18 protein-coding genes are annotated in these 17,707 nt (G+C 72.1%); 6 read left to right on the top strand and 12 right to left on the bottom strand.

Annotated features, from left to right (window positions below):
* From IE251_RS37795 to IE251_RS37820, 6 genes are all read right to left on the bottom strand, one after another.
* A complete protein-coding gene (locus IE251_RS37795) occupies positions 1–834 on the bottom strand; it encodes a carbohydrate ABC transporter permease (protein ID WP_189757470.1) in 834 nt (277 codons plus the stop codon).
* A gap of 4 nt (positions 835–838) precedes the next feature.
* A complete protein-coding gene (locus IE251_RS37800) occupies positions 839–1,780 on the bottom strand; it encodes a carbohydrate ABC transporter permease (protein WP_189757471.1) in 942 nt (313 codons plus the stop codon).
* Positions 1,777–3,123 carry an ABC transporter substrate-binding protein gene (locus IE251_RS37805; protein WP_189757472.1) on the bottom strand — a complete coding sequence of 449 codons (1,347 nt, stop codon included), beginning with the start codon at positions 3,121–3,123 and terminating at the stop codon, positions 1,777–1,779. The genes IE251_RS37800 and IE251_RS37805 overlap by 4 nt, the downstream gene beginning before the upstream one ends.
* A 51-nt stretch (positions 3,124–3,174) precedes the next feature.
* Positions 3,175–4,386 carry an ROK family transcriptional regulator gene (locus IE251_RS37810; protein ID WP_189757473.1) on the bottom strand — a complete coding sequence of 404 codons (1,212 nt, stop codon included), beginning with the start codon at positions 4,384–4,386 and terminating at the stop codon, positions 3,175–3,177.
* A gap of 235 nt (positions 4,387–4,621) precedes the next feature.
* Positions 4,622–5,275 carry a Uma2 family endonuclease gene (locus IE251_RS37815; protein WP_189757474.1) on the bottom strand — a complete coding sequence of 218 codons (654 nt, stop codon included), beginning with the start codon at positions 5,273–5,275 and terminating at the stop codon, positions 4,622–4,624.
* Between the two features lie 133 nt (positions 5,276–5,408).
* Entirely contained in the window at positions 5,409–6,521 is a 1,113-nt protein-coding gene (locus IE251_RS37820; protein WP_189757475.1) for a mechanosensitive ion channel family protein, read from the bottom strand.
* A 313-nt stretch (positions 6,522–6,834) separates the two neighbouring features.
* Here IE251_RS37820 and IE251_RS37825 point away from each other — a divergent pair, with 313 nt between their 5' ends.
* From IE251_RS37825 to IE251_RS37840, 4 genes are all read left to right on the top strand, one after another.
* Positions 6,835–7,371, top strand: coding sequence for an HNH endonuclease (locus IE251_RS37825; protein ID WP_189757476.1), 537 nt, complete (start codon positions 6,835–6,837; stop codon positions 7,369–7,371).
* 277 nt (positions 7,372–7,648) lie between these two features.
* Positions 7,649–7,888: a hypothetical protein gene (locus IE251_RS37830; RefSeq protein WP_030790326.1), complete on the top strand. Its 240-nt coding sequence runs from the start codon at positions 7,649–7,651 to the stop codon at positions 7,886–7,888.
* Complete coding sequence (malQ, locus tag IE251_RS37835; RefSeq protein WP_189757477.1) at positions 7,889–9,982, top strand: 4-alpha-glucanotransferase; 2,094 nt, start codon at positions 7,889–7,891, stop codon at positions 9,980–9,982. It abuts the gene before it with no gap.
* Positions 9,983–10,100: 118 nt separating this feature from the next.
* Entirely contained in the window at positions 10,101–10,382 is a 282-nt protein-coding gene (locus IE251_RS37840) for a hypothetical protein (RefSeq protein WP_181798617.1), read from the top strand.
* A 131-nt stretch (positions 10,383–10,513) separates the two neighbouring features.
* Here the strand turns inward: IE251_RS37840 and IE251_RS37845 are convergent, their stop codons facing one another.
* From IE251_RS37845 to IE251_RS37860, 4 genes are all read right to left on the bottom strand, one after another.
* A complete protein-coding gene (locus IE251_RS37845; protein ID WP_189757478.1) occupies positions 10,514–11,422 on the bottom strand; it encodes a LysR family transcriptional regulator in 909 nt (302 codons plus the stop codon).
* Positions 11,423–11,444: 22 nt separating this feature from the next.
* Positions 11,445–12,392: a DMT family transporter gene (locus IE251_RS37850; RefSeq protein WP_189757479.1), complete on the bottom strand. Its 948-nt coding sequence runs from the start codon at positions 12,390–12,392 to the stop codon at positions 11,445–11,447.
* Positions 12,393–12,566: 174 nt separating this feature from the next.
* Entirely contained in the window at positions 12,567–13,346 is a 780-nt protein-coding gene (locus tag IE251_RS37855) for a GntR family transcriptional regulator (protein ID WP_189757480.1), read from the bottom strand.
* Positions 13,343–13,885, bottom strand: coding sequence for a GntR family transcriptional regulator (locus tag IE251_RS37860; protein WP_189757481.1), 543 nt, complete (start codon positions 13,883–13,885; stop codon positions 13,343–13,345). The genes IE251_RS37855 and IE251_RS37860 overlap by 4 nt, the downstream gene beginning before the upstream one ends.
* Before the next feature lie 153 nt (positions 13,886–14,038).
* Here IE251_RS37860 and IE251_RS37865 point away from each other — a divergent pair, with 153 nt between their 5' ends.
* Positions 14,039–14,458 (top strand): ATP-binding protein, encoded by a 420-nt coding sequence (locus tag IE251_RS37865; RefSeq protein ID WP_189757482.1) that lies wholly within the window; start codon positions 14,039–14,041, stop codon positions 14,456–14,458.
* 51 nt (positions 14,459–14,509) lie between these two features.
* Entirely contained in the window at positions 14,510–14,635 is a 126-nt protein-coding gene (locus IE251_RS41835) for a hypothetical protein (protein ID WP_267925170.1), read from the top strand.
* A gap of 58 nt (positions 14,636–14,693) precedes the next feature.
* On the opposite strand, the gene pepN is transcribed toward IE251_RS41835, so the two are convergent.
* Both pepN and IE251_RS37880 read right to left on the bottom strand, forming a co-directional pair.
* Positions 14,694–17,270: an aminopeptidase N gene (gene pepN, locus IE251_RS37875; protein WP_189757483.1), complete on the bottom strand. Its 2,577-nt coding sequence runs from the start codon at positions 17,268–17,270 to the stop codon at positions 14,694–14,696.
* A 178-nt stretch (positions 17,271–17,448) separates the two neighbouring features.
* Positions 17,449–17,694: a hypothetical protein gene (locus tag IE251_RS37880; RefSeq protein ID WP_229897118.1), complete on the bottom strand. Its 246-nt coding sequence runs from the start codon at positions 17,692–17,694 to the stop codon at positions 17,449–17,451.
* Positions 17,695–17,707: the final 13 nt, after the last annotated feature.

Here is a 17,707-nt window from a genome sequence, read left to right on the forward strand (position 1 = left end):
TCAACCCTTTACTCCGGTGAGCGTCACGCCTTCGACGAACGCCTTCTGGGCGAGGAAGAACACGAGGATGACGGGGGCCATGACCAGCACGGTCGCGGCCATGGTGAGGTTCCAGTCGGTGTGGTGGGCGCCCTTGAAGGACTCCAGGCCATAGGAGAGGGTCCAGGCGCCGGGGTTCTCGGACGCGTAGATCTGCGGGCCGAAGTAGTCGTTCCAGGCGTAGAAGAACTGGAAGAGGGCCACGGCCGCGATGCCCGGCCTGGCCATGGGCAGCACCACCCGCAGCAGGGTGCGCAGTTCGCCGCAGCCGTCGACCTTGGCCGCGTCCAGGTACTCGTCCGGGATCGTGGTCAGGAACTGGCGCAGCAGGAAGATGGAGAACGCGTCCCCGCACGCCATGGGGAGGATCAGCGGCCACAGGGTGCCGGACAGGCCGAGCTGCTTGGCCCAGAACAGGTACATCGGGATGACGACCACCTGGGGCGGCAGCATCATCATCGAGATCACCAGCATCAGCGACAGCTTGCGGCCCCGGAAGCGGAACTTGGCGAGCGCGTACGCCACCGGCAGCGAGGACACCACGGTCAGGACGGTGCCGAGGCCCGCGTAGAGCAGTGTGTTGCGCCACCAGGTGAGGAAGCCGGGGGTGTCGAACACCTTCCGGTAGTTGCCCCACTCCCAGGTGTGCGGGACCAGGTCCCGGCTCAGGGCCTGGCTGTCGCTCATCAGCGAGGTCAGGACCAGGAAGACGAAGGGCAGCGTGAAGAACAGCGCGGCGGCCACGCCCAGGGAGTGGACCGCGATCCACTGAAGAGATGCCTTGCGGCGGGTCATGTGTTCAGTCACCTGCCTGGATCAGGCCGCCGCGGCGCCGCATCAGCAGCGCGGTGAACGCCATCGACAGGGCGAACAGCACCAGCGCCACCACACACGCCGAGCCGTAGTCGAAGCGCTGGAAGCCGAGGTTGTAGACGAGCTGGGGGAGGGTGAGCGTCGACTTGTCGGGATAGCCGGGCTCGAACTGGGTGCCGGCGCCCTGGATCACCCCGGAGGCGACCTTCCCGGCGACCAGCGGCTGGGTGTAGTACTGCATCGTCTGGATCACTCCGGTGACGACGGCGAACATCACGATCGGGGAGATGGCCGGCAGCGTCACGTACCGGAACCGCTGCCAGGCCGAGGCGCCGTCCAGCTGGGCCGCCTCGTACTGTTCCGCCGGTACGTCGAGCAGCGCGGCCATGAAGATCACCATCAGGTCGCCGATGCCCCACAGCGCCAGCAGGGTCAGCGCCGGCTTGGACCAGCCCGGGTCGCCGAACCAGCCCGGCGCGGGCAGCCCGGCCCGCTCCAGCAGGGAGTTCACCGGCCCGGTGCCCGGGTTGAGCAGGAACGCGAAGGCCATGGTGGCCGCGACCGGCGGGGCGAGGTAGGGCAGGTAGAACAGGGTGCGGAAGACACCCGTCGCCGTCTTGATCTTCGTGATGAGCAGGCCGACGCCCAGCCCGAAGACCACCCGCAGGCTCACCATCACCACGACCAGCCACAGCGTGTTGCGCAGCGCGGGCCAGAACAGCGGGTAGTGCTCGAAGACGTAGACCCAGTTGCGGCCGCCGGTCCACTCCGGCGGCCGGAAGCCGTCGTAGTGCATGAAGGAGAAGTAGACGGTCGAGATCAGCGGGTAGGCGAAGAACACCGCGAAGCCGACGAGCCAGGGCGCCATGAAGGCGAGCGTGCGCAGGGTCGCGCGGCGGCGCTTGGCCGCCAGGGTGCCGGCGCTCATGGCCGCGCCTGCACGATGTCGGTGTCGATCTGCGCGGCCGTCTTCTCCAGCCCGGCCTTCAGGTCGGTGGCCTTGCCGCTCTCGTAGTCGTAGCCGAACTGCTGGATCGTCACCAGGTACACCCCGCCGTTGACGGAGGCGGGCGCGGAGGTGGACCAGGGGTTGGCGGCGATGTCCAGGAACGTCTTGAACCGCGGGTCGTACTTCAGCTTCGGGGACTTCAGCGCGGCCAGCGTGGAGGGCACGTTGTGGATGTCGTTGGCGAAGCCGGTCACCGCGTCCGTGTCCGTGGTGACGTACTTGACGAACTCCCAGGCCGCGTTCTGCTTGCGGCTGGTGGCGGCGATGCCCGCGATGGTGCCGGTGATGTAGCCCTTGCCGTACTCGTCGGCCCGGTCGTCCGGGACGGGCAGCGGGGCCACCCCGATCTCGAAGTCCGGGTTCGCCTCCTCGGCCATCCCGAGCCGCCACTCGCCGTCCATCTGCATGGCGACCTGACCGGTGTGGAAGGGGTGTTTGGGTCCCCACTCGTCGCCCAGGGTGGACCGGAACCGCTCCAGCCTGCGGAATCCGCCGAGTTCGTCCACGAGCTTCTTCTGAAGCGTGAACGCCTGCGCGAACGCCGGGTCCTTGGCGACGTTCGACTTGCCGTCCTTGTCGAAGTACGCCGGGGAGAACTGGCCGAGGTAGTGCTCGGTGGTGGACTCCCAGCCGTGGTAGTTCGGCATGAACCCGAGCTGCCGGTAGCCGTCGCCCTGCCGGACGGTCAGCTTCCTGGCGTCGGCGAGGAACTCGGACCAGGTCCTCGGCGGCCGGGTGATGCCCGCCTTCGCGAACGCCGTCTTGTTGTAGTAGAGCCCGTACGCGTCACCGAGCAGCGGGACCGCGCAGCGGTCGCCTTCGAACGCCGTGTACTCGGTCATGGGCTTCGGGAACGTCTTCTCCGGGTCGATCCCGGACTTGGCGAAGAAGGGGTTCAGGTCCACCAGGGCGCCCGAGGAGCAGAACCGGCCGACGTTGTTGGTGGTGAACGAGGAGATCACGTCCGGGGCCCGGTCGCCGCCCGCCCGCAGCGCCTGGTTGATCTTGTCGTCGGTCATGTTCCCGACGACCTTCACATGGATGTTGGGGTGCGCCCGCTCGAACCCGGCGACCATCGACCGCACGGCCTTCACCTCGTTCGGCGCGCTCCAGGCGTGCCAGAAGGCGATCGTGGCCTCCTTCGAGGGGTCGTCCGTGGCGCTTCCGACGGCCTGGCCGGTACACGCGGTGGTGAGCAGCACCGCGCCGGCGGCCAGGATGAAAGCCGCTTTTCGGGCGGCTCTGGGTATGGGTGTGGGCATGACGAGGTCTCCCAGGGGACGGGGGGTGAGGAGGGGGAAGGCCGGGGGCGCTCAGCGCGAGGTGTCGAAGACCTCGTCGCGGGTGGCGGCGAGCGCGGACTCCAGCGCGCCGCGCAGCACGGGGTGTTCGCGGACCTCGCCGACGACCAGCCGGGGCCTGGCCGCGGCCAGCTCCGCCAGTTCGGTCTGGACGAGGGCCCGCAGCACCTCGCCGCCGGCCGTCAGCGCGGAGCCGCTGAGCACGACGAGTTCGGGATCGAGGACGGAGACGAGCGAGGCGAGGCCGGTGGCCAGCCGGGTGGCGTAGGCCCGCAGCAGTTCCCGGTGGGGGCCGTCGGCGTGGTCGGCGGCGCGGGCCACGAGGAGGGCGGCGGCCTCGGCGTGCGGTCCCGTGGGCACGTCGGATATGCCCAGGTCCCGGGCCAGTCCCGGCAGCGCCTGGGAGCCGGCCAGCTCCTGGTAGCCGCCGCTGCCCGCCCGGCCGACGTGCCGCACCAGCGGGGCGCCGGGCACCGGCAGGAAGCCGACCTCGCCGGCGCCGCCGGTCCAGCCGCGGTGCAGCCGGCCGCCCAGCACCAGGGCCGCGCCCAGCCCCTCCTGGTTCCACAGCAGCACGAAGTCCTCGTGGCCGCGGGCCGCGCCCAGCCGCTGTTCGGCCACGGCAGCGAGGTTGACGTCGTTCTCGTACTCCACCGGCATCGGCAGCGCCGCCGCGAGCTCGTCCAGCAGCGTGGGGGAGTGCCAGCCGGGCAGGTGGGAGGCGTAGCGCAGCCGCCCGGTGCCCGGGTCGAAGGCGCCCGGGGTGCCGATGACCAGCCGGCGCACATCGGACCGGGCGAGCCCGGCGGCCTCGACCGCGCCGTCGAGGGCGTCGGTCACCTGCCGTACGACCGGCCGCGCGGGCCGCCGGCCCGGGGTGGGCAGCTCGTACTCGCCGACCGTGCGGCCGGTGATGTCGGCGACGGCGGCCCGGATGCGCTGCGGGGTGACGTCGAGCCCGGCGGCGTACGCCACGCCCGGATCGATCGCGTACAGCTGGGCGTTGGGGCCCGGCCGGCCCTCGCTGGTGCCGGTCACCCGGACCAGTCCGGCCGCCTCCAGGCGGGCCAGCAGCTGGGAGGCGGTGGGCTTGGACAGGCCGGTGAGCTTGCCGATCCGGGTGCGCGACAGCGGCCCGTGCGCCAGTAGCAGGTCCAGGGCGGCGCGGTCGTTCATGGCGCGCAGGACGCGCGGGGTGCCCGGCGTACCGGCGGTTCCTGCCATGGGGGTTCCACACCTGCCTCTCCAGCCGCCCAGCTTTTCAGTGACCCGGGGGAGGCGTCCAGTCCTTGATCGACGGACCCATGAAGATCACTGCGGTCATTGTTAGGAAAGTTTCCTGTTCGGTGGGAGGAACGTAAGCCGAGGGCGAAGGGGGCGTCAATAGGCGTCAATGGCAGCGGCCCCTTGGGCAACGTTGTCGTTGTTTCCAAGGGGCCGCGGGGGCCGGGGCTCGGCTCTAGACGAAGGGGGCGGTGTCCAGGGCGGGGTACGGCGCCGGGAGGGGGAGCGGGTCGCCGAGGGTGACCTTGGTGTCGGAGCTGTAGTAGGCGTCGACGGAGGCGTCGTCCTCGTCCTCGTCGGCCTTCTCGGGGCGGACCGGGTCCGTGTAGCAGTGGGCCGTCTTGGCGTGGCGGTCGATGAGGACGTAGACGGGGATGCCGGCGGCGGCGTAGGTACGGAGCTTGGGGCCGGTGTCGGTCTCGTGGTTGGTGGAGGTCACCTCGCCGACGAGGGCGAGCATGTCGACCGGGTACCAGCCCCGGTGCGCCTTGCGGTACGACTCGTCGAGCTCGGAGGCCTTGCGGCGGCGTACGTAGAAGTCCGGGGCGACCAGCGCCGTGGTGGCGCCGTCCTTGTCGGCGGCGCGGAAGCCGCTGCCGAAGCCGACGAGATGGACGCCGGCCGTGCGGAACTGGAGGTACAGCTCGCCGATGCCGTCATTGTGGTTTTCGTCAGGTTGCGGCGGCACGTAGACCGTCCCCTCGACATACTCGGGCCGAATCGGCATCGGCGACGCCGCTTCGAGCTTGCTCAACAAGTCGATGGGGTCCACCTGCGGCTGCGGCACGACCGGTTCCATGATCGGCTCCATGATCGGTTCGGCGCTCATCGCTTCTCCTCGTCACGCTGATGCCAGGCTAAGCCCGCGTCGGGCGCCCCGGCAGAACGATGGGGCAGTCCGTGCGCCACCGCGCCGGAACGCCCCATCTGTTCACTCGAACGAGTGTGCTGAAACCGTTCCCCTATTTCGCCGGCGGTGCCGGTCGCTGGGTGACGATCGGGGACGCCGCCGCCGACTGCGGCGAGTCCGCGTTGGAGTACACCGAGGGGGCCGCCACCGTCGCCGTCGGGTCCGGGGCCTCCTCGGCGTCCTCGACCGCCGTCGCGCCGCCCACGATCCGGATGCTCGCCGCGTCGAACGCCCGCTTGATCCGCCAGCGCAGTTCCCGCTCCACCGTCACCGACTTGCCCGGCATGGTCTTCGCCGAGACCCGCACCACCATGGAGTCGATCAGCACCGAGTCCAGGCCGAGGACCTCCACCGGGCCCCACAGCAGCTCGTTCCAGGGCTCTTCCCGGCTCATCCGCTCGGCGACCTCGTCCAGCGTGGCCTTGACCCGGTCCAGGTCCTCGCTCGCCCGGACGGTCACGTCGACCCCGGCCGTCGCCCAGCCCTGCGACAGGTTCCCGATCCGCTTGACCTCGCCGTTGCGGACGTACCAGATCTCCCCGCTCGCGCCGCGCAGCTTGGTCACCCGCAGCCCGACCTCGATCACCTCGCCGGTGGCCACGCCCGCGTCGATCACGTCACCGACGCCGTACTGGTCCTCCAGGATCATGAACACGCCGGACAGGAAGTCCGTGACCAGGTTGCGCGCGCCGAAACCGATCGCCACACCCGCGACACCGGCCGACGCCAGCAGCGGCGCCAGGTTGATCTCGAAGGTGGACAGCACCATCAGCGCCGCCGTGCCGAGGATCAGGAAGCTCGCCACCGAGCGCAGCACCGAGCCGATCGCCGCCGAGCGCTGCCGCCGCCGCTCGGCGTTGACCAGCAGCCCGCCCAGCGCGGTGCCGTCCACGGCCTGCGCGGTACGGCCCATCCGGTCGATCAGCTGGGTGATCGCCCGCCGCACCGCCGCCCGCAGCGCCACCGCCACGATCACGATCAGCAGGATCCTCAGGCCCATCGCGAGCCACGTCGACCAGTTCTGCTCCACCCAGCTCGCCGCGTTCGTCGCGCTCTCCTGGGCGTCCTGGAGCGTCGGCACGGCCGGGCTCGTCGACTGCGACGGCGACGGCGACGGGGACGGCGACGCGCCGGCGGTCACGAGGAGGGCGGGCAGGGACGACACGGCAGGTACCTCCAGGTGCTGCGCGGTCCGTACCGGCGGGGGCAAGGTCACGAAAAGGTCACCGGTCGGACGGAACCACCACACTAACGGGGCAGCGCGGGTGTCCCCCGCCGTTCCGTGCGGCGGGCGCGCAGGAGAGACACGGCTCACGCGGGCTTGAACAGGGCGTGGTCCGGGGGATGAATCAGATGTGGTCGAAAACACTCTCAGCCCGTTACCGGGACATGGTGGCGCTTCCACCAGGCATGAGGGGAGACTGACTGCAGATCGTCCCGGCGCGAGCCACGCGCCGCCGACGCCCAAGGAGGCACCCGTGCCGCATGTCCTGGTCCTCAACGCGTCGTACGAGCCGCTCGGCGTCGTACCGCTCCGCCGCGCGCTCGTCCTCGTCCTGGAGAACAAGGCCGTCTCCCTCGAGGAATCCGGCGCCTATCTGCACAGCGCGACCGTCACCCTCCCCGCACCCAGCGTGGTCCGGCTCAAGCGATTCGTCCGGGTCCCCTACCGGGGACCCGTCCCGTTGACCCGCCGTGCGCTCTTCGCGCGCGACGGGGGCCGGTGCATGTACTGCGGTGGCGTCGCAACCAGCGTCGACCACGTCATCCCGCGCAGCCGCGGGGGCAAGCACGTCTGGGACAACGTGGTGGCCTCCTGCCGCCGCTGCAACCACGTCAAGGCCGACCGCCACCTGGTCGAGCTGGGCTGGCGGCTGCGGCACAAGCCGGCTCCGCCGACGGGGCTCGCCTGGCGCATCATCGGCACCGGCCACCGGGACCCGCGCTGGCTGCCGTACCTGCAGCCGTACGGCGCGGACGACGCCCTGGCCCGGATCGACGGAGTGTCGGCCTAGAACGGAGCGCCCGCCCGGGTCCGGGCCGGTGCGCCTACGCCCGGCGGGCGGGCCGGGCCGCCCGGGGCGCGCTCCGCCGGTCACCGGGAGCGATGCCGGATCACCCGGGGGTCGATGCCGGCTCACCCGGGGACCGATGCCGGCTCACCGAGGGACCGATGCCGGATCACCCGGGCGCCGGTCATCCGTCGCGCGTGGGCGCGGGCTCACGGGGTAGGCCTGCCGTAACCCGGCCACGGCCGACCCGTGGCACCCGCACACCGACAAGGAGGCCCCCGTGGCCGCTCGCCTCACGATCCCGGCCCCGTCCAAACCCGTGGCGGCGCCGTCCGCCGAGCCCGGCCAGGCGCCGCTGTGCGTCTTCAGCGCGGAGAGCGCGTCGGCGCAGGCCCCGCTGACCAGCGAGCCGCCGCTGCCCGACGCCGAGCCGCTCACCAGCGAGCCCCCGCTCGCCGAGGCCACCCCGCTGACCAGCGAGGCCGACCCGGTCCCGGACTTCTGCGCGTCGGGGCTGTAGATGGCCGCGGCGCCCGCAGAGCACCTCGCGGAGGATCTCGCCCGGCTCGCCGGACTGCACGGGGTCGCCACCTCCTACCGCCCCGCCCCGGACCGTACGGTCCACGTCCCCGCCTCCGCCGTGATCGCCGCCCTCGCCGCCCTGGGCGTCGACGCGTCCGGCCCGGAGGCCGTCCGCGCCGCCCTCGCCGCCCGGGAACACGAACTGCGCGAGCGGCTGCTGCCGCCGGTGGTGGTCCGCTGGGCCGGCGCCGAGCCGCCCGCCGCCCTCACCGGTCTGCCCGCCGGCACCGCGCTGCGCGTGGTGACCGAGGAGGGGGAGGACCGGGAGGGGACCGAGGGCCTGCCGCCGGGCGTCCACCGGCTGACCGCCACCGCCCCCGACGGCCGCACCGGCGAGGCGCATCTCGTCGTCGCCCCGGACCGGCTGCCCGCCCCGCCCGGCCGCTCCTACGGCCTGATGGTCCAGCTGTACTCCCTGCTGTCCCACCGCTCCTGGGGCATGGGCGACCTCGCCGACCTAGCGGAGCTGGCCGGCTGGGCCGCGCGTACGGCCGGTGCCGGCTTCGTGCAGGTCAACCCGTTGCACGCGGCCGTACCCGGCGCCCCCACCGACCCCTCCCCGTACCGTCCCTCCTCCCGCCGGTTCCCCGACCCCGTCCACCTGCGCGTCGAGGACGTCCCCGAGTTCGCGTACGCCGCCGGCCGCGAGCGGCTGAGCGGCCTGCTGGAGCGGGCCGGGCGGCTGCGCGCCGCCGTCCTGGACAAGGGCGCCCTCATCGACCGGGACGCCGTGTGGGAGCTGAAGCGGGAGGCGCTGGAGGCGGTCCTGGCGGTGCCCCTGGGCCCCGGCCGGCAGGCCGCCTACGACGCCTTCCGCGCCGCCCACGGCCAGGCCCTCGTCGACCACGCCACCTGGTACGCCCTAGCCGAGGCGCACGGCCCCGACTGGCACGGCTGGCCGGACGGGCTGCGCGACCCGCGCTCGGCCGCCACCGCGCGGGCGCGGGCCCGGCTCGCCGACCGGGTGGAGTTCCACACCCGCCTGGCCTGGCTCACCGACGGCCAGCTCCGGGCCGCCCAGCGCGCCGCCCGCGAGGCCGGCATGCCCGTCGGGATCGTGCACGACCTCGCCGTCGGCGTGCACCCGGGCGGCGCCGACGCCTGGGCCCAGCAGGACGTGTTCGCCGCCGGCATGTCCATCGGCGCGCCGCCGGACGCCTTCAACGCCCGCGGCCAGGACTGGGGCCTGCCGCCCTGGCGCCCCGACCGGCTCGCCGCCACCGGCTACGCGCCCTACCGCGAGCTGCTGCGCGCCCTGTTCCGCTACGCGGGCGCCCTGCGCATCGACCACGTCATGGGCCTGTTCCGGCTCTGGTGGGTCCCCGCGGGCAGCCCGCCCACCGAGGGCACCTACGTGCACTACGACGCCGACGCCATGCTGGCCGTCCTCGCCCTGGAGGCCGACCGCGCCGGGGCCGTGGTGATCGGCGAGGACCTGGGCACCGTCGAGCCCGGTGTGCGCGAGGCGCTCCAGCGGCGCGGGGTGCTCGGCACCTCCGTGCTGTGGTTCGAGCGGGACTGGGAGGGCGACGGCCGCCCGCTGCCGCCCGAGCGCTGGCGCGCCGACTGCCTGGCCACCGCCACCACCCACGATCTGCCGCCCACCGCCGCCCGGCTCACCGGCGACCACGTCGAGCTGCGCGACCGCCTCGGCCTGCTGACCCGGCCGGCCGTCGAGGAGAAGGCCGGGGCCACAGCCGACGCGGCCGAGTGGCTGGCCCTGCTGGGCAGCCTCGGCCTGCTGGACCTGACGGCGGCCGGGCCGCCCGGCTCCGACGAGGAGGAGGAGATCCGCGCCGTCCACCGTTTCCTGCTGCGCACGCCGGCCCGGCTGATCGGCGTCTGGCTCCCGGACGGCGTCGGCGACCGGCGCCCGCAGAACCTGCCCGGCACGTGGGACGAATACCCGAACTGGCGCCTTCCGCTCGCCGACCCGGAGGGCCGCCCGGTCCCCTTGGAGGAACTGGTCGACTCGCCGCGGCTGCGGGGGCTGCTGGACGTGCTCCGGGAGGACCGCGCGCCCGGAGGCTGAGCACGGGGCGCCGGAAGGGGTGTGCGGGGGCGCCGGCCCCCGCCCCGCCGGCCCGGCGCCCCCGGCGGTAAGGCACCCCGGGCGCGCGGCCTTCAGCCCGGTTCGCTAACTTGAATGCGTGGACAAGAACAACGCCCTGCGCGCCGGCGCCCTGGCCGCCGGTACGACGCTGATGATGCTGCTCATGTCGTCCCCCGCGCTCGCGCTGACCCGCGACGACGGTGACGACCCCGGCCCGGGCCTGAGCGTCATCCAGACGCTGGGCCTGTACGTCTTCCTCCCGCTGGTGCTGTTCGCGGTGATCGCCGGTCTGGTCATGCTGCTGGACAAGTCGCGGGCCAAGAAGGACACCACCTCGTCCAACGTCAACGTCAAGTCCGGGGCAGGGGCCAAGGCCTGACCGCCCCGCCGGATCGTTCGCCGGGGGCGCCCGTCCTCCCGCCGGTACGCGCGTGCGCCGTACCCGGGTGAGACCGGCGCCCTCGGCGTTTTCGCGTGCCCGCGGGGGGTGCGGGTGCCGTCCGTGCGTTCTCACTCCTCGGACGTCGGGTCCGCTGCCCGGCGCAGGGCGTCGAGGACCCTGGCGGTCGCCGGGGCGGCGGCACCGCCGCTGCGCACCGCTGCCACCACGTGCCGTACCGGGCCGTCGGAGCCCAGTTCCCTGAGGACCACGCCCGCGCGCCGGCCGGCCGCCATCCTCGGGACCAGGGCCACCCCCATGCCCGCCTCCACCATGGCGAGGATCGCGGTCCAGCCGGAGGCCGAGTGGCCCTGGTGGGGGGTGAAGCCGGCCGCCTCGCAGGCGCGGCGGGTGATGTCGGACCAGGGGCCGCTGCCGCCGTAGATCCAGGGCTCGGCGGCGAGGTCGGTGAGGGTCAGGCCGGGGGCCGAGGCCAGCGGGTGGTCCGGGGGCAGGGCCACGTCCAGCGGGTCGGCGAGCAGCGGGACGTGGGTGAAGCGGGGGTCGGCGGCGCCGGGTGCCTCGGCCGCCAGGGACAGGGCCAGGTCGACGTCGCCGGCGGCCAGCAGCCGGTAGGCCTCGGCGGCCTCCGTCTCCCGGACCCGGACGGTCACCCGGGGGTGGGTGTCGCGCAGGGCCCGTACGGCCGGGACGACCAGGGCGGGGACGGCGGTCGGGAAGGCGCCGACGCGGACCTCCCCGGCGTCGCCGTGGGCGTAGGCCGCGAGGGCCGCGTCCGCCCGCTCCAGCTGCTCGAACACCGGCTCCGTGTGCGCCAGCACCAGCCGGGCCGCGTCGGTGAGCCGGACCCGGCGGCCGTGCGCCTCCAGCAGGTCCACACCGAGCTGGGCGGCCAGATTGGTGAGCTGCTGGGACACCGCGGACGGGGTCATGTGCAGGGCCGCGGCGGTCGCGGTGACCGTGCCCCGTTCGCGCAGGGTGCGCAGAATCCGCAGCTTCCTCAGATCCCACTCGCTCATGCGCGCACGCTACAGGGCACGGTCAGCGGCGGGAGCCCGCGCCCAGCACCACCCCGGCCAGGATCAGCGCCAGGCACACCAGGCCCACGGCGCCGGTGTGTTCGCCGAGCAGCGCCCAGGACAGCGCGGCCACGCAGACCGGCTGGAGGTAGTAGACGATGCCGGCGCGGGTGGCGCCGATCAGGGCGACGGCCTTGTTCCAGGCGAAGAAGGCGAGCGCGGAGGAGGCCACGCCGACGTAGAGCAGGGGCAGCACCGTGCCGGGCACGGGGTCGAAGCCGCCCTGCGCGGCGAGGCTGACGGCGTGCGCGGGCAGCAGCAGCACGGTGCCGGCGAGGAAGGTGGTGAACAGGAAGGCGGTGCTGTCGAGTTCGGCCGGCCGGCGGCGCAGCAGCGCGCTGTAGCCGGCGAAGCAGCAGGCGGCGGCCGGCATCCACAGGGTGCCCGGGGTGAAGCCCGCGCCGCCGCCGGCCACGAGCAGCACCACGCCCGCGCAGGCCAGGAGCAGCCCGGTGGTGCGCCGCGCGCCCAGCCGTACCCCGCCGAGCCGGTCGAAGACGGCCATGAGCACCGGTGAGGCGGCCATGATCATGCCCATGGTGGCGGCCGGGGTGGTCAGGCCGGCCTGGTTGACCAGGGTGTTGTAGAGGGCGACGCCGAGGAGGGAGACGAGGAGGACGTAGCGGGCGTGCCGCCGGAAGAGGTGCCGTTGCCGCCAGGCCCGGCGGGCGCCGAAGGGGGCGACGGCGAGCAGCGCGATCACCCACCGCCAGAAGGCGTGCTGGACGGGCGGGACGCTGTCGTGCAGGCCGCGTGAGGTGACGAAGCTGCCGGACCAGACGAGGGTGGCGAGCGCGGCACAGGCCAGGCCGAGGAGGGGCGCGGCGGCCTGCCGGGAGCGGGTGGCGCGGGGCGCGGGGGTGGTGGCGGTCGCGGGGGTGGTGGCGGTCTGGTGCGCGGCTGCGGGCATAGGGGGCCTTTCTGCTCGGCTCGGACGGGGCGGTGGTTCTACCGTTGCAGGGCCGGAAGCATCAGGTCCATCGAATCTTTTGGATGATTCTTTTCAGCTGTACTGAACGGTCGGGGCGTCCACGCCATCCCCGCCGGACGGACCGAGCGCCCGTCCGGCACCGGCATGCCCGGGTCACTCCGGTGTGAACTCGTACTGCACTTCGTAGAGGTGCCCCGCCTTGACCATGACGGTGGCTTCGATGGGGCGGTCGTCGTCGCTGTACACGACACGCAGGGTTCGGAGCACCGGAAGGTCGCTCGGCAGGCGCAATGCCTGGTGCTGCTCCTGGGTCGGCACTCGTGCGGAGACGCGGTCCACACTCAGGCGTGGCGGAAAACCGAGTTCGGCGAGCAGGGCCGGGGTGCCGCCCCTGATCTTCCGCTTCTCCGCGATGGCGGTCCCTCTGGCGAGTGCCGACGGGTAGTACGACTTGACCAGTTCGACCGGTTCCCCGTCGATGGAGAGCACCTGATGACGCAGGAAGACCGTCTCGTCGTCGGCGATGCCCAGGACCGCCGCGACGTCGGCGGGAGGCCGGACCTCACTCACGCCGAGGAGGGTGCTGCGGGCCTCGGAGCCCAGCTTCCCGGCCTCGGTAAGCCAGCGGAAAGGCTCCCCCGCCCCGGCTGGAGCCATGTACGAAGCGGGGCGCATGGTGCGCTGCCGATGCGCGCGGACGGTGACGGAGGCTCCGGCGCGGCCGACCACGAGTCGCTCGTCCTTGAGCAGTTGAAGCGCCTTTTGAATGGTCGCGTTGGAGGCATTGAACTTCGCCTTGAGCTGAGCGGTCGACGGCAGGGCGGAGCCCGGCGCCAGGTTGCCGCTCATGATGTCGTCCCGCAGGTCGGCGGCAATCCGCTCGTGCAGGGACCGTCGGTCCTCGGCACTGGTATCCGTAGTGGGCACGATCATCCGATCCGCATCTCGTAGCGCAGTCGCTGCCTGTGGGCCGGCATGACCATCATGTCGACCTGAATGGGCCGGTCCTCGCCGTCCAGAGTGACCCTGCTCAGGGTGAGGACCGGCGCATCGGGGGCCAGTTGCAAGGCGTCGCGCTCCTCCGCGCTGGGCAGCCGAGCGGTCACGTCCTCACACACACGCCTGCCGATGTGGCCGAGTTCGGCCAGCAGGGTCACCGCTCCACCGGGGATTTTCCCTTTCCGGGCGAGAGGAGTCCCGCGGGCCACGCGGGCGGGGTAGTACGTGTCCGTCAACTCGCAGGGCTCATCGTCCAACTGGATGATCCGTCGGCGTACGACAACGGTCTCTCCCACGGGCACATCCAGGAGAGCGGCGACTTCCTCCGGGGCGGGCACTTCCCCTGCCTGCACGATGCGCTGACTGCCCTTGCCGCCTCTCGCCGCGGCCTCGACTCCCCAAGCATCGGGCTGCCCCTGCTCCCGTGGCGTCAGGTACGGCATCGAAGTACTGACCCACGTGCTGTCGCCCACAGTGTCCTCCTGAGTCGGTCGCCGACCTTGCCGGTCTACACGGTAAGTGACGCACATCGGTGACGCCCTAACGAGTGACCAACCTTACTGCATTTCGCGAAAGGCGATATGGTGTCATCGATCGTGCAACCTGCAGCGAGGTGGTGGTGCGGCATGTCCCTTTTACGGCAACGACGTTTTCCCCGCTCTCCCAGATCCGTCAGAGCCGCCCGGGCGTTCGTGCTCGAAACCCTGACGCAGTGGGGATACCTCGACCGGCATGACGACGTACTCATCTGCGTCTCGGAGCTGGCCACGAATGCCGTACTGCACGGCGTGCCGCCGGGGCGCGAGTTCTCCGTGGGAGTTGTCGGGGGCGACTCAGTGATCCGCATCGAAGTGCGGGACAGCGGAGGCGGAGACCCGGAGATCGTGCGGGGCCCGGCCGAGGGGTGCGGGGGCAGGGGGCTTCGCATCGTGAGTGCCCTTGCCGACGACTTCGGCGTCACCCGGCAGAACCCCGGCAAGATCGTGTGGACGGAATTCAAATGCGGTCTTCCGGCCGCGCCAGAGGTTCGTGATGGAAGCAGGTGAAAGGGCGCGGCTCGATGCGTACTCGATCACCAGCACTTCGACTTCCGGTTCATGTTCCGCACGGCGGCCGACGTCGGTGATCTCCAGACCGAGGAGGTGACGGACGCAGCCTGGCGTCCCGCTGACACGATCGAGGACGAGACGCTGCGCGGCCGGGTTCTCCTCGCCCTGCGCTGATGAGACGCGCACACGAAAGGGCGCCCGGTACGGAGACCGGGCGCCCTTCGGCGGTGGGTCAGCGGCTCGTCGCCGCCGCGTCCGCCGCCTGGGCCTTCAGGGCCCGTTCGATGCCCGCGCGGGACTCCGAGACCAGGCGGCGCAGGGCCGCGGTCGGGTCGGCCGTGGACAGCCAGGTGTCCGTCTTGGCCAAGGTGTCCTCGGACACCTGGACCGCCGGGTACAGGCCGACGGCGATCTGCTGGGCGATCTCGTGCGAGCGGGACGCCCACACGTCCTTGAGGACCTCGAAGTAGCGGTCCGTGTACGGCGCGAGCAGCTCCCGCTGGTCGGTCTGCACGAAGCCGCCGATCACGGCCTCCTGCACGGCGTTGGGCAGCTTGTCGGAGTCGACGACCGAGGCCCACGCCTCCGCCTTCGCCTCCGGCGTGGGCCGCGCGGCGCGGGCGGTGGCCGCGTGCCGCTCACCGGCCGCCGTCTTGTCCCGCTCGTACTCGGCCGCGATCTCCGTCTCGTCGTACCGGCCGACCGCCGCGAGCCGCTCCACGAACGCCCAGCGCAGCTCGGTGTCCACGGCCAGGCCCTCGATGGTCTGCGTGCCGTCGAGCAGGGCCTCCAGCAGGTCCAGCTGCTCCGGCGTGCGCGCGGTCGCCGCGAACGCCCGTGCCCAGGCCAGCTGGTGGTCGCTGCCCGCCTCGGCCGCGCGCAGATGGGCCAGCGTGGCGTCGGTCCAGCGGGTCAGCAGCGCCTCGCGCGTGGCCGGGTCGGCGTACAGGTCGATGGCCAGCTTCACCTGCCGGTGCAGCGACTGCACCACACCGATGTCGGACTCCTTGCCGATGCCGGACAGCACCAGGGAGAGGTAGTCACGGGTGGCCAGTTCGGCGTCCCGCGTCATGTCCCAGGCCGACGCCCAGCACAGCGCGCGCGGCAGCGACTCGGTGAAGTCGCCGAGGTGCTCGGTGACCACCGCGAGCGACCGCTCGTCCAGCCGGACCTTGGCGTACGACAGGTCGTCGTCGTTGAGCAGCACCACGGCCGGGCGGCGGCGGCCGGCCAGCTGCGGGACGGCCGTCAGCTCGCCGTCGACGTCCAGCTCGATCCGGTCGGTGCGCACCAGCTTGCCCGCGTCGGACAGGTCGTACAGGCCGATCGCGATGCGGTGCGGGCGCAGCACCGGCTCGCCCTTGGCGCCGGCGGGCAGCGCCGGGGCCTCCTGGCGCACCGCGAAGGAGGTGATGACACCGTCGGCGTCCGTCTCCACCTCGGGGCGCAGGATGTTGATGCCGGCCGTCTCCAGCCACTTCTTCGACCAGGTCTTCAGGTCCCGGCCGGAGGTCTCCTCCAGGGCACCCAGCAGGTCCGACAGGCGGGTGTTGCCGAAGGCGTGCCGCTTGAAGTACGCCTGCACGCCCTTGAAGAACTCGTCCTCGCCGACGTACGCCACCAGCTGCTTCAGCACGCTGGCGCCCTTGGCGTAGGTGATGCCGTCGAAGTTGACGAGCACGTCGTCCAGGTCGCGGATGTCCGCCATGATCGGGTGCGTGGACGGCAGCTGGTCCTGCCGGTACGCCCAGGTCTTCATGGAGTTGGCGAACGTGGTCCACGAGTGCGGCCAGCGGGAGCCGGGGGCCGCGGCCTGGCAGGCGATCGACGTGTACGTGGCGAACGACTCGTTCAGCCACAGGTCGTTCCACCACTCCATGGTGACCAGGTCGCCGAACCACATGTGGGCCAGCTCGTGCAGGATCGTCTCCGCGCGCACCTCGTACGCCGCGTCGGTCACCTTGGACCGGAAGACGTACTGGTCGCGGATGGTCACCGCGCCCGCGTTCTCCATCGCGCCGGCGTTGAACTCGGGCACGAACAGCTGGTCGTACTTCTCGAACGGGTACGCGTAGTCGAACTTCTCCTGGAACCAGTCGAAGCCCTGCCGGGTGACCTCGAAGATGGCGTCCGCGTCCAGGAACTCGGCGAGCGAGGGCCGGCAGTAGATGCCGAGCGGCACCGACCGGCCGTCCTTCTCGTACACGCTGTGCACGGAGTGGTACGGACCGGCGATCAGCGCGGTGATGTACGTCGAGATCCGCGGGGTCGGCGCGAAGGACCAGACGTTGTCCTTCGGTTCCGGGGTGGGCGAGTTGGAGACGACGGTCCAGCCCTCGGGCGCCTTCACGGTGAACTTGAAGGTGGCCTTCAGGTCCGGCTGCTCGAAGGAGGCGAAGACGCGGCGGGCGTCCGGCACCTCGAACTGCGTGTACAGGTACGCCTGCTCGTCCACCGGGTCGACGAAGCGGTGCAGGCCCTCGCCGGTGTTGGTGTAGGCGCAGTCCGCGACGACCCGCAGGACGTTGGGGCCCTCGAGCAGGCCCGGCAGCGCGATCCGGGAGTCCTTGAAGACCTCGGCCGGATCGAGCGGGTCGCCGTTGAGGACCACCTCGTGGACGGTGGGCGCCACCAGGTCGATGAAGGACTCGGTGCCGCCCCGGGCCACGTCGAAGCGCACCGTGGTCACGGACCGGTAGGTACCCCCACCCTGCGCGCCGGAGAGGTCGAGATCGATCTCGTACGAGTCAACGGTGAGCAGCTCGGCCCGCTGCTGCGCCTCTTCGCGAGTCAGGTTTGTGCCAGGCACGCGGTCATCTCCTCGTTATGTGTCGGTTGCGCCATCCTTCCATGGGAGTGACGGGGAACGCGATGTCCGGTTCCCGCCGGTGCCCGTGGCGCCGGAGGACGTGCGCCGAGAGGAGGGCGCACACGCGGAAGGCCGCCCGGGGACGGCCTTCCGTGTGCCGCTGGTCCGCGTCGCGCGCTCAGCCCACCACGATCACCACGACACCGGTGCCGACGAGTCCGTTGTGGAAGCCGTTGCCGAAGAAGTTGTTCCGGAAGCCGCAGCCGTTGCCCCAGCCGCCGCGGTCGAAACAGCCGTGGTGGGTGGAGACCTGCCCCGGCGTGGCCGCCGAGGCCGTGCCCGCCGTGCCGATGGCCGCGCCACCGGCCAGGACGGCGCCGGCCGCGGATGCCGCGAGGAGACGCCTCACGCGTAGTGCTTTCATGGGCCTACCTTCC

The sequence above is a fragment of the Streptomyces eurythermus genome (genome assembly GCF_014649115.1).
In the GTDB taxonomy this organism is placed as follows: domain Bacteria; phylum Actinomycetota; class Actinomycetes; order Streptomycetales; family Streptomycetaceae; genus Streptomyces; species Streptomyces eurythermus.

Bases quoted from the DNA above. Each gene is read 5' to 3' on its own strand.
- IE251_RS37795 (WP_189757470.1), bottom strand. From the start codon at position 834: ATGACCCGCCGCAAGGCATCTCTTCAGTGGATCGCGGTCCACTCCCTG.
- IE251_RS37800 (WP_189757471.1), bottom strand. From the start codon at position 1,780: ATGAGCGCCGGCACCCTGGCGGCCAAGCGCCGCCGCGCGACCCTGCGC.
- IE251_RS37805 (WP_189757472.1), bottom strand. From the start codon at position 3,123: ATGCCCACACCCATACCCAGAGCCGCCCGAAAAGCGGCTTTCATCCTG.
- IE251_RS37810 (WP_189757473.1), bottom strand. From the start codon at position 4,386: ATGGCAGGAACCGCCGGTACGCCGGGCACCCCGCGCGTCCTGCGCGCC.
- IE251_RS37815 (WP_189757474.1), bottom strand. From the start codon at position 5,275: ATGAGCGCCGAACCGATCATGGAGCCGATCATGGAACCGGTCGTGCCG.
- malQ (WP_189757477.1), top strand. From the start codon at position 7,889: ATGGCCGCGGCGCCCGCAGAGCACCTCGCGGAGGATCTCGCCCGGCTC.
- IE251_RS37845 (WP_189757478.1), bottom strand. From the start codon at position 11,422: ATGAGCGAGTGGGATCTGAGGAAGCTGCGGATTCTGCGCACCCTGCGC.
- IE251_RS37850 (WP_189757479.1), bottom strand. From the start codon at position 12,392: ATGCCCGCAGCCGCGCACCAGACCGCCACCACCCCCGCGACCGCCACC.
- IE251_RS37855 (WP_189757480.1), bottom strand. From the start codon at position 13,346: ATGATCGTGCCCACTACGGATACCAGTGCCGAGGACCGACGGTCCCTG.
- IE251_RS37865 (WP_189757482.1), top strand. From the start codon at position 14,039: ATGTCCCTTTTACGGCAACGACGTTTTCCCCGCTCTCCCAGATCCGTC.
- IE251_RS41835 (WP_267925170.1), top strand. From the start codon at position 14,510: ATGTTCCGCACGGCGGCCGACGTCGGTGATCTCCAGACCGAGGAGGTG.
- IE251_RS37880 (WP_229897118.1), bottom strand. From the start codon at position 17,694: ATGAAAGCACTACGCGTGAGGCGTCTCCTCGCGGCATCCGCGGCCGGC.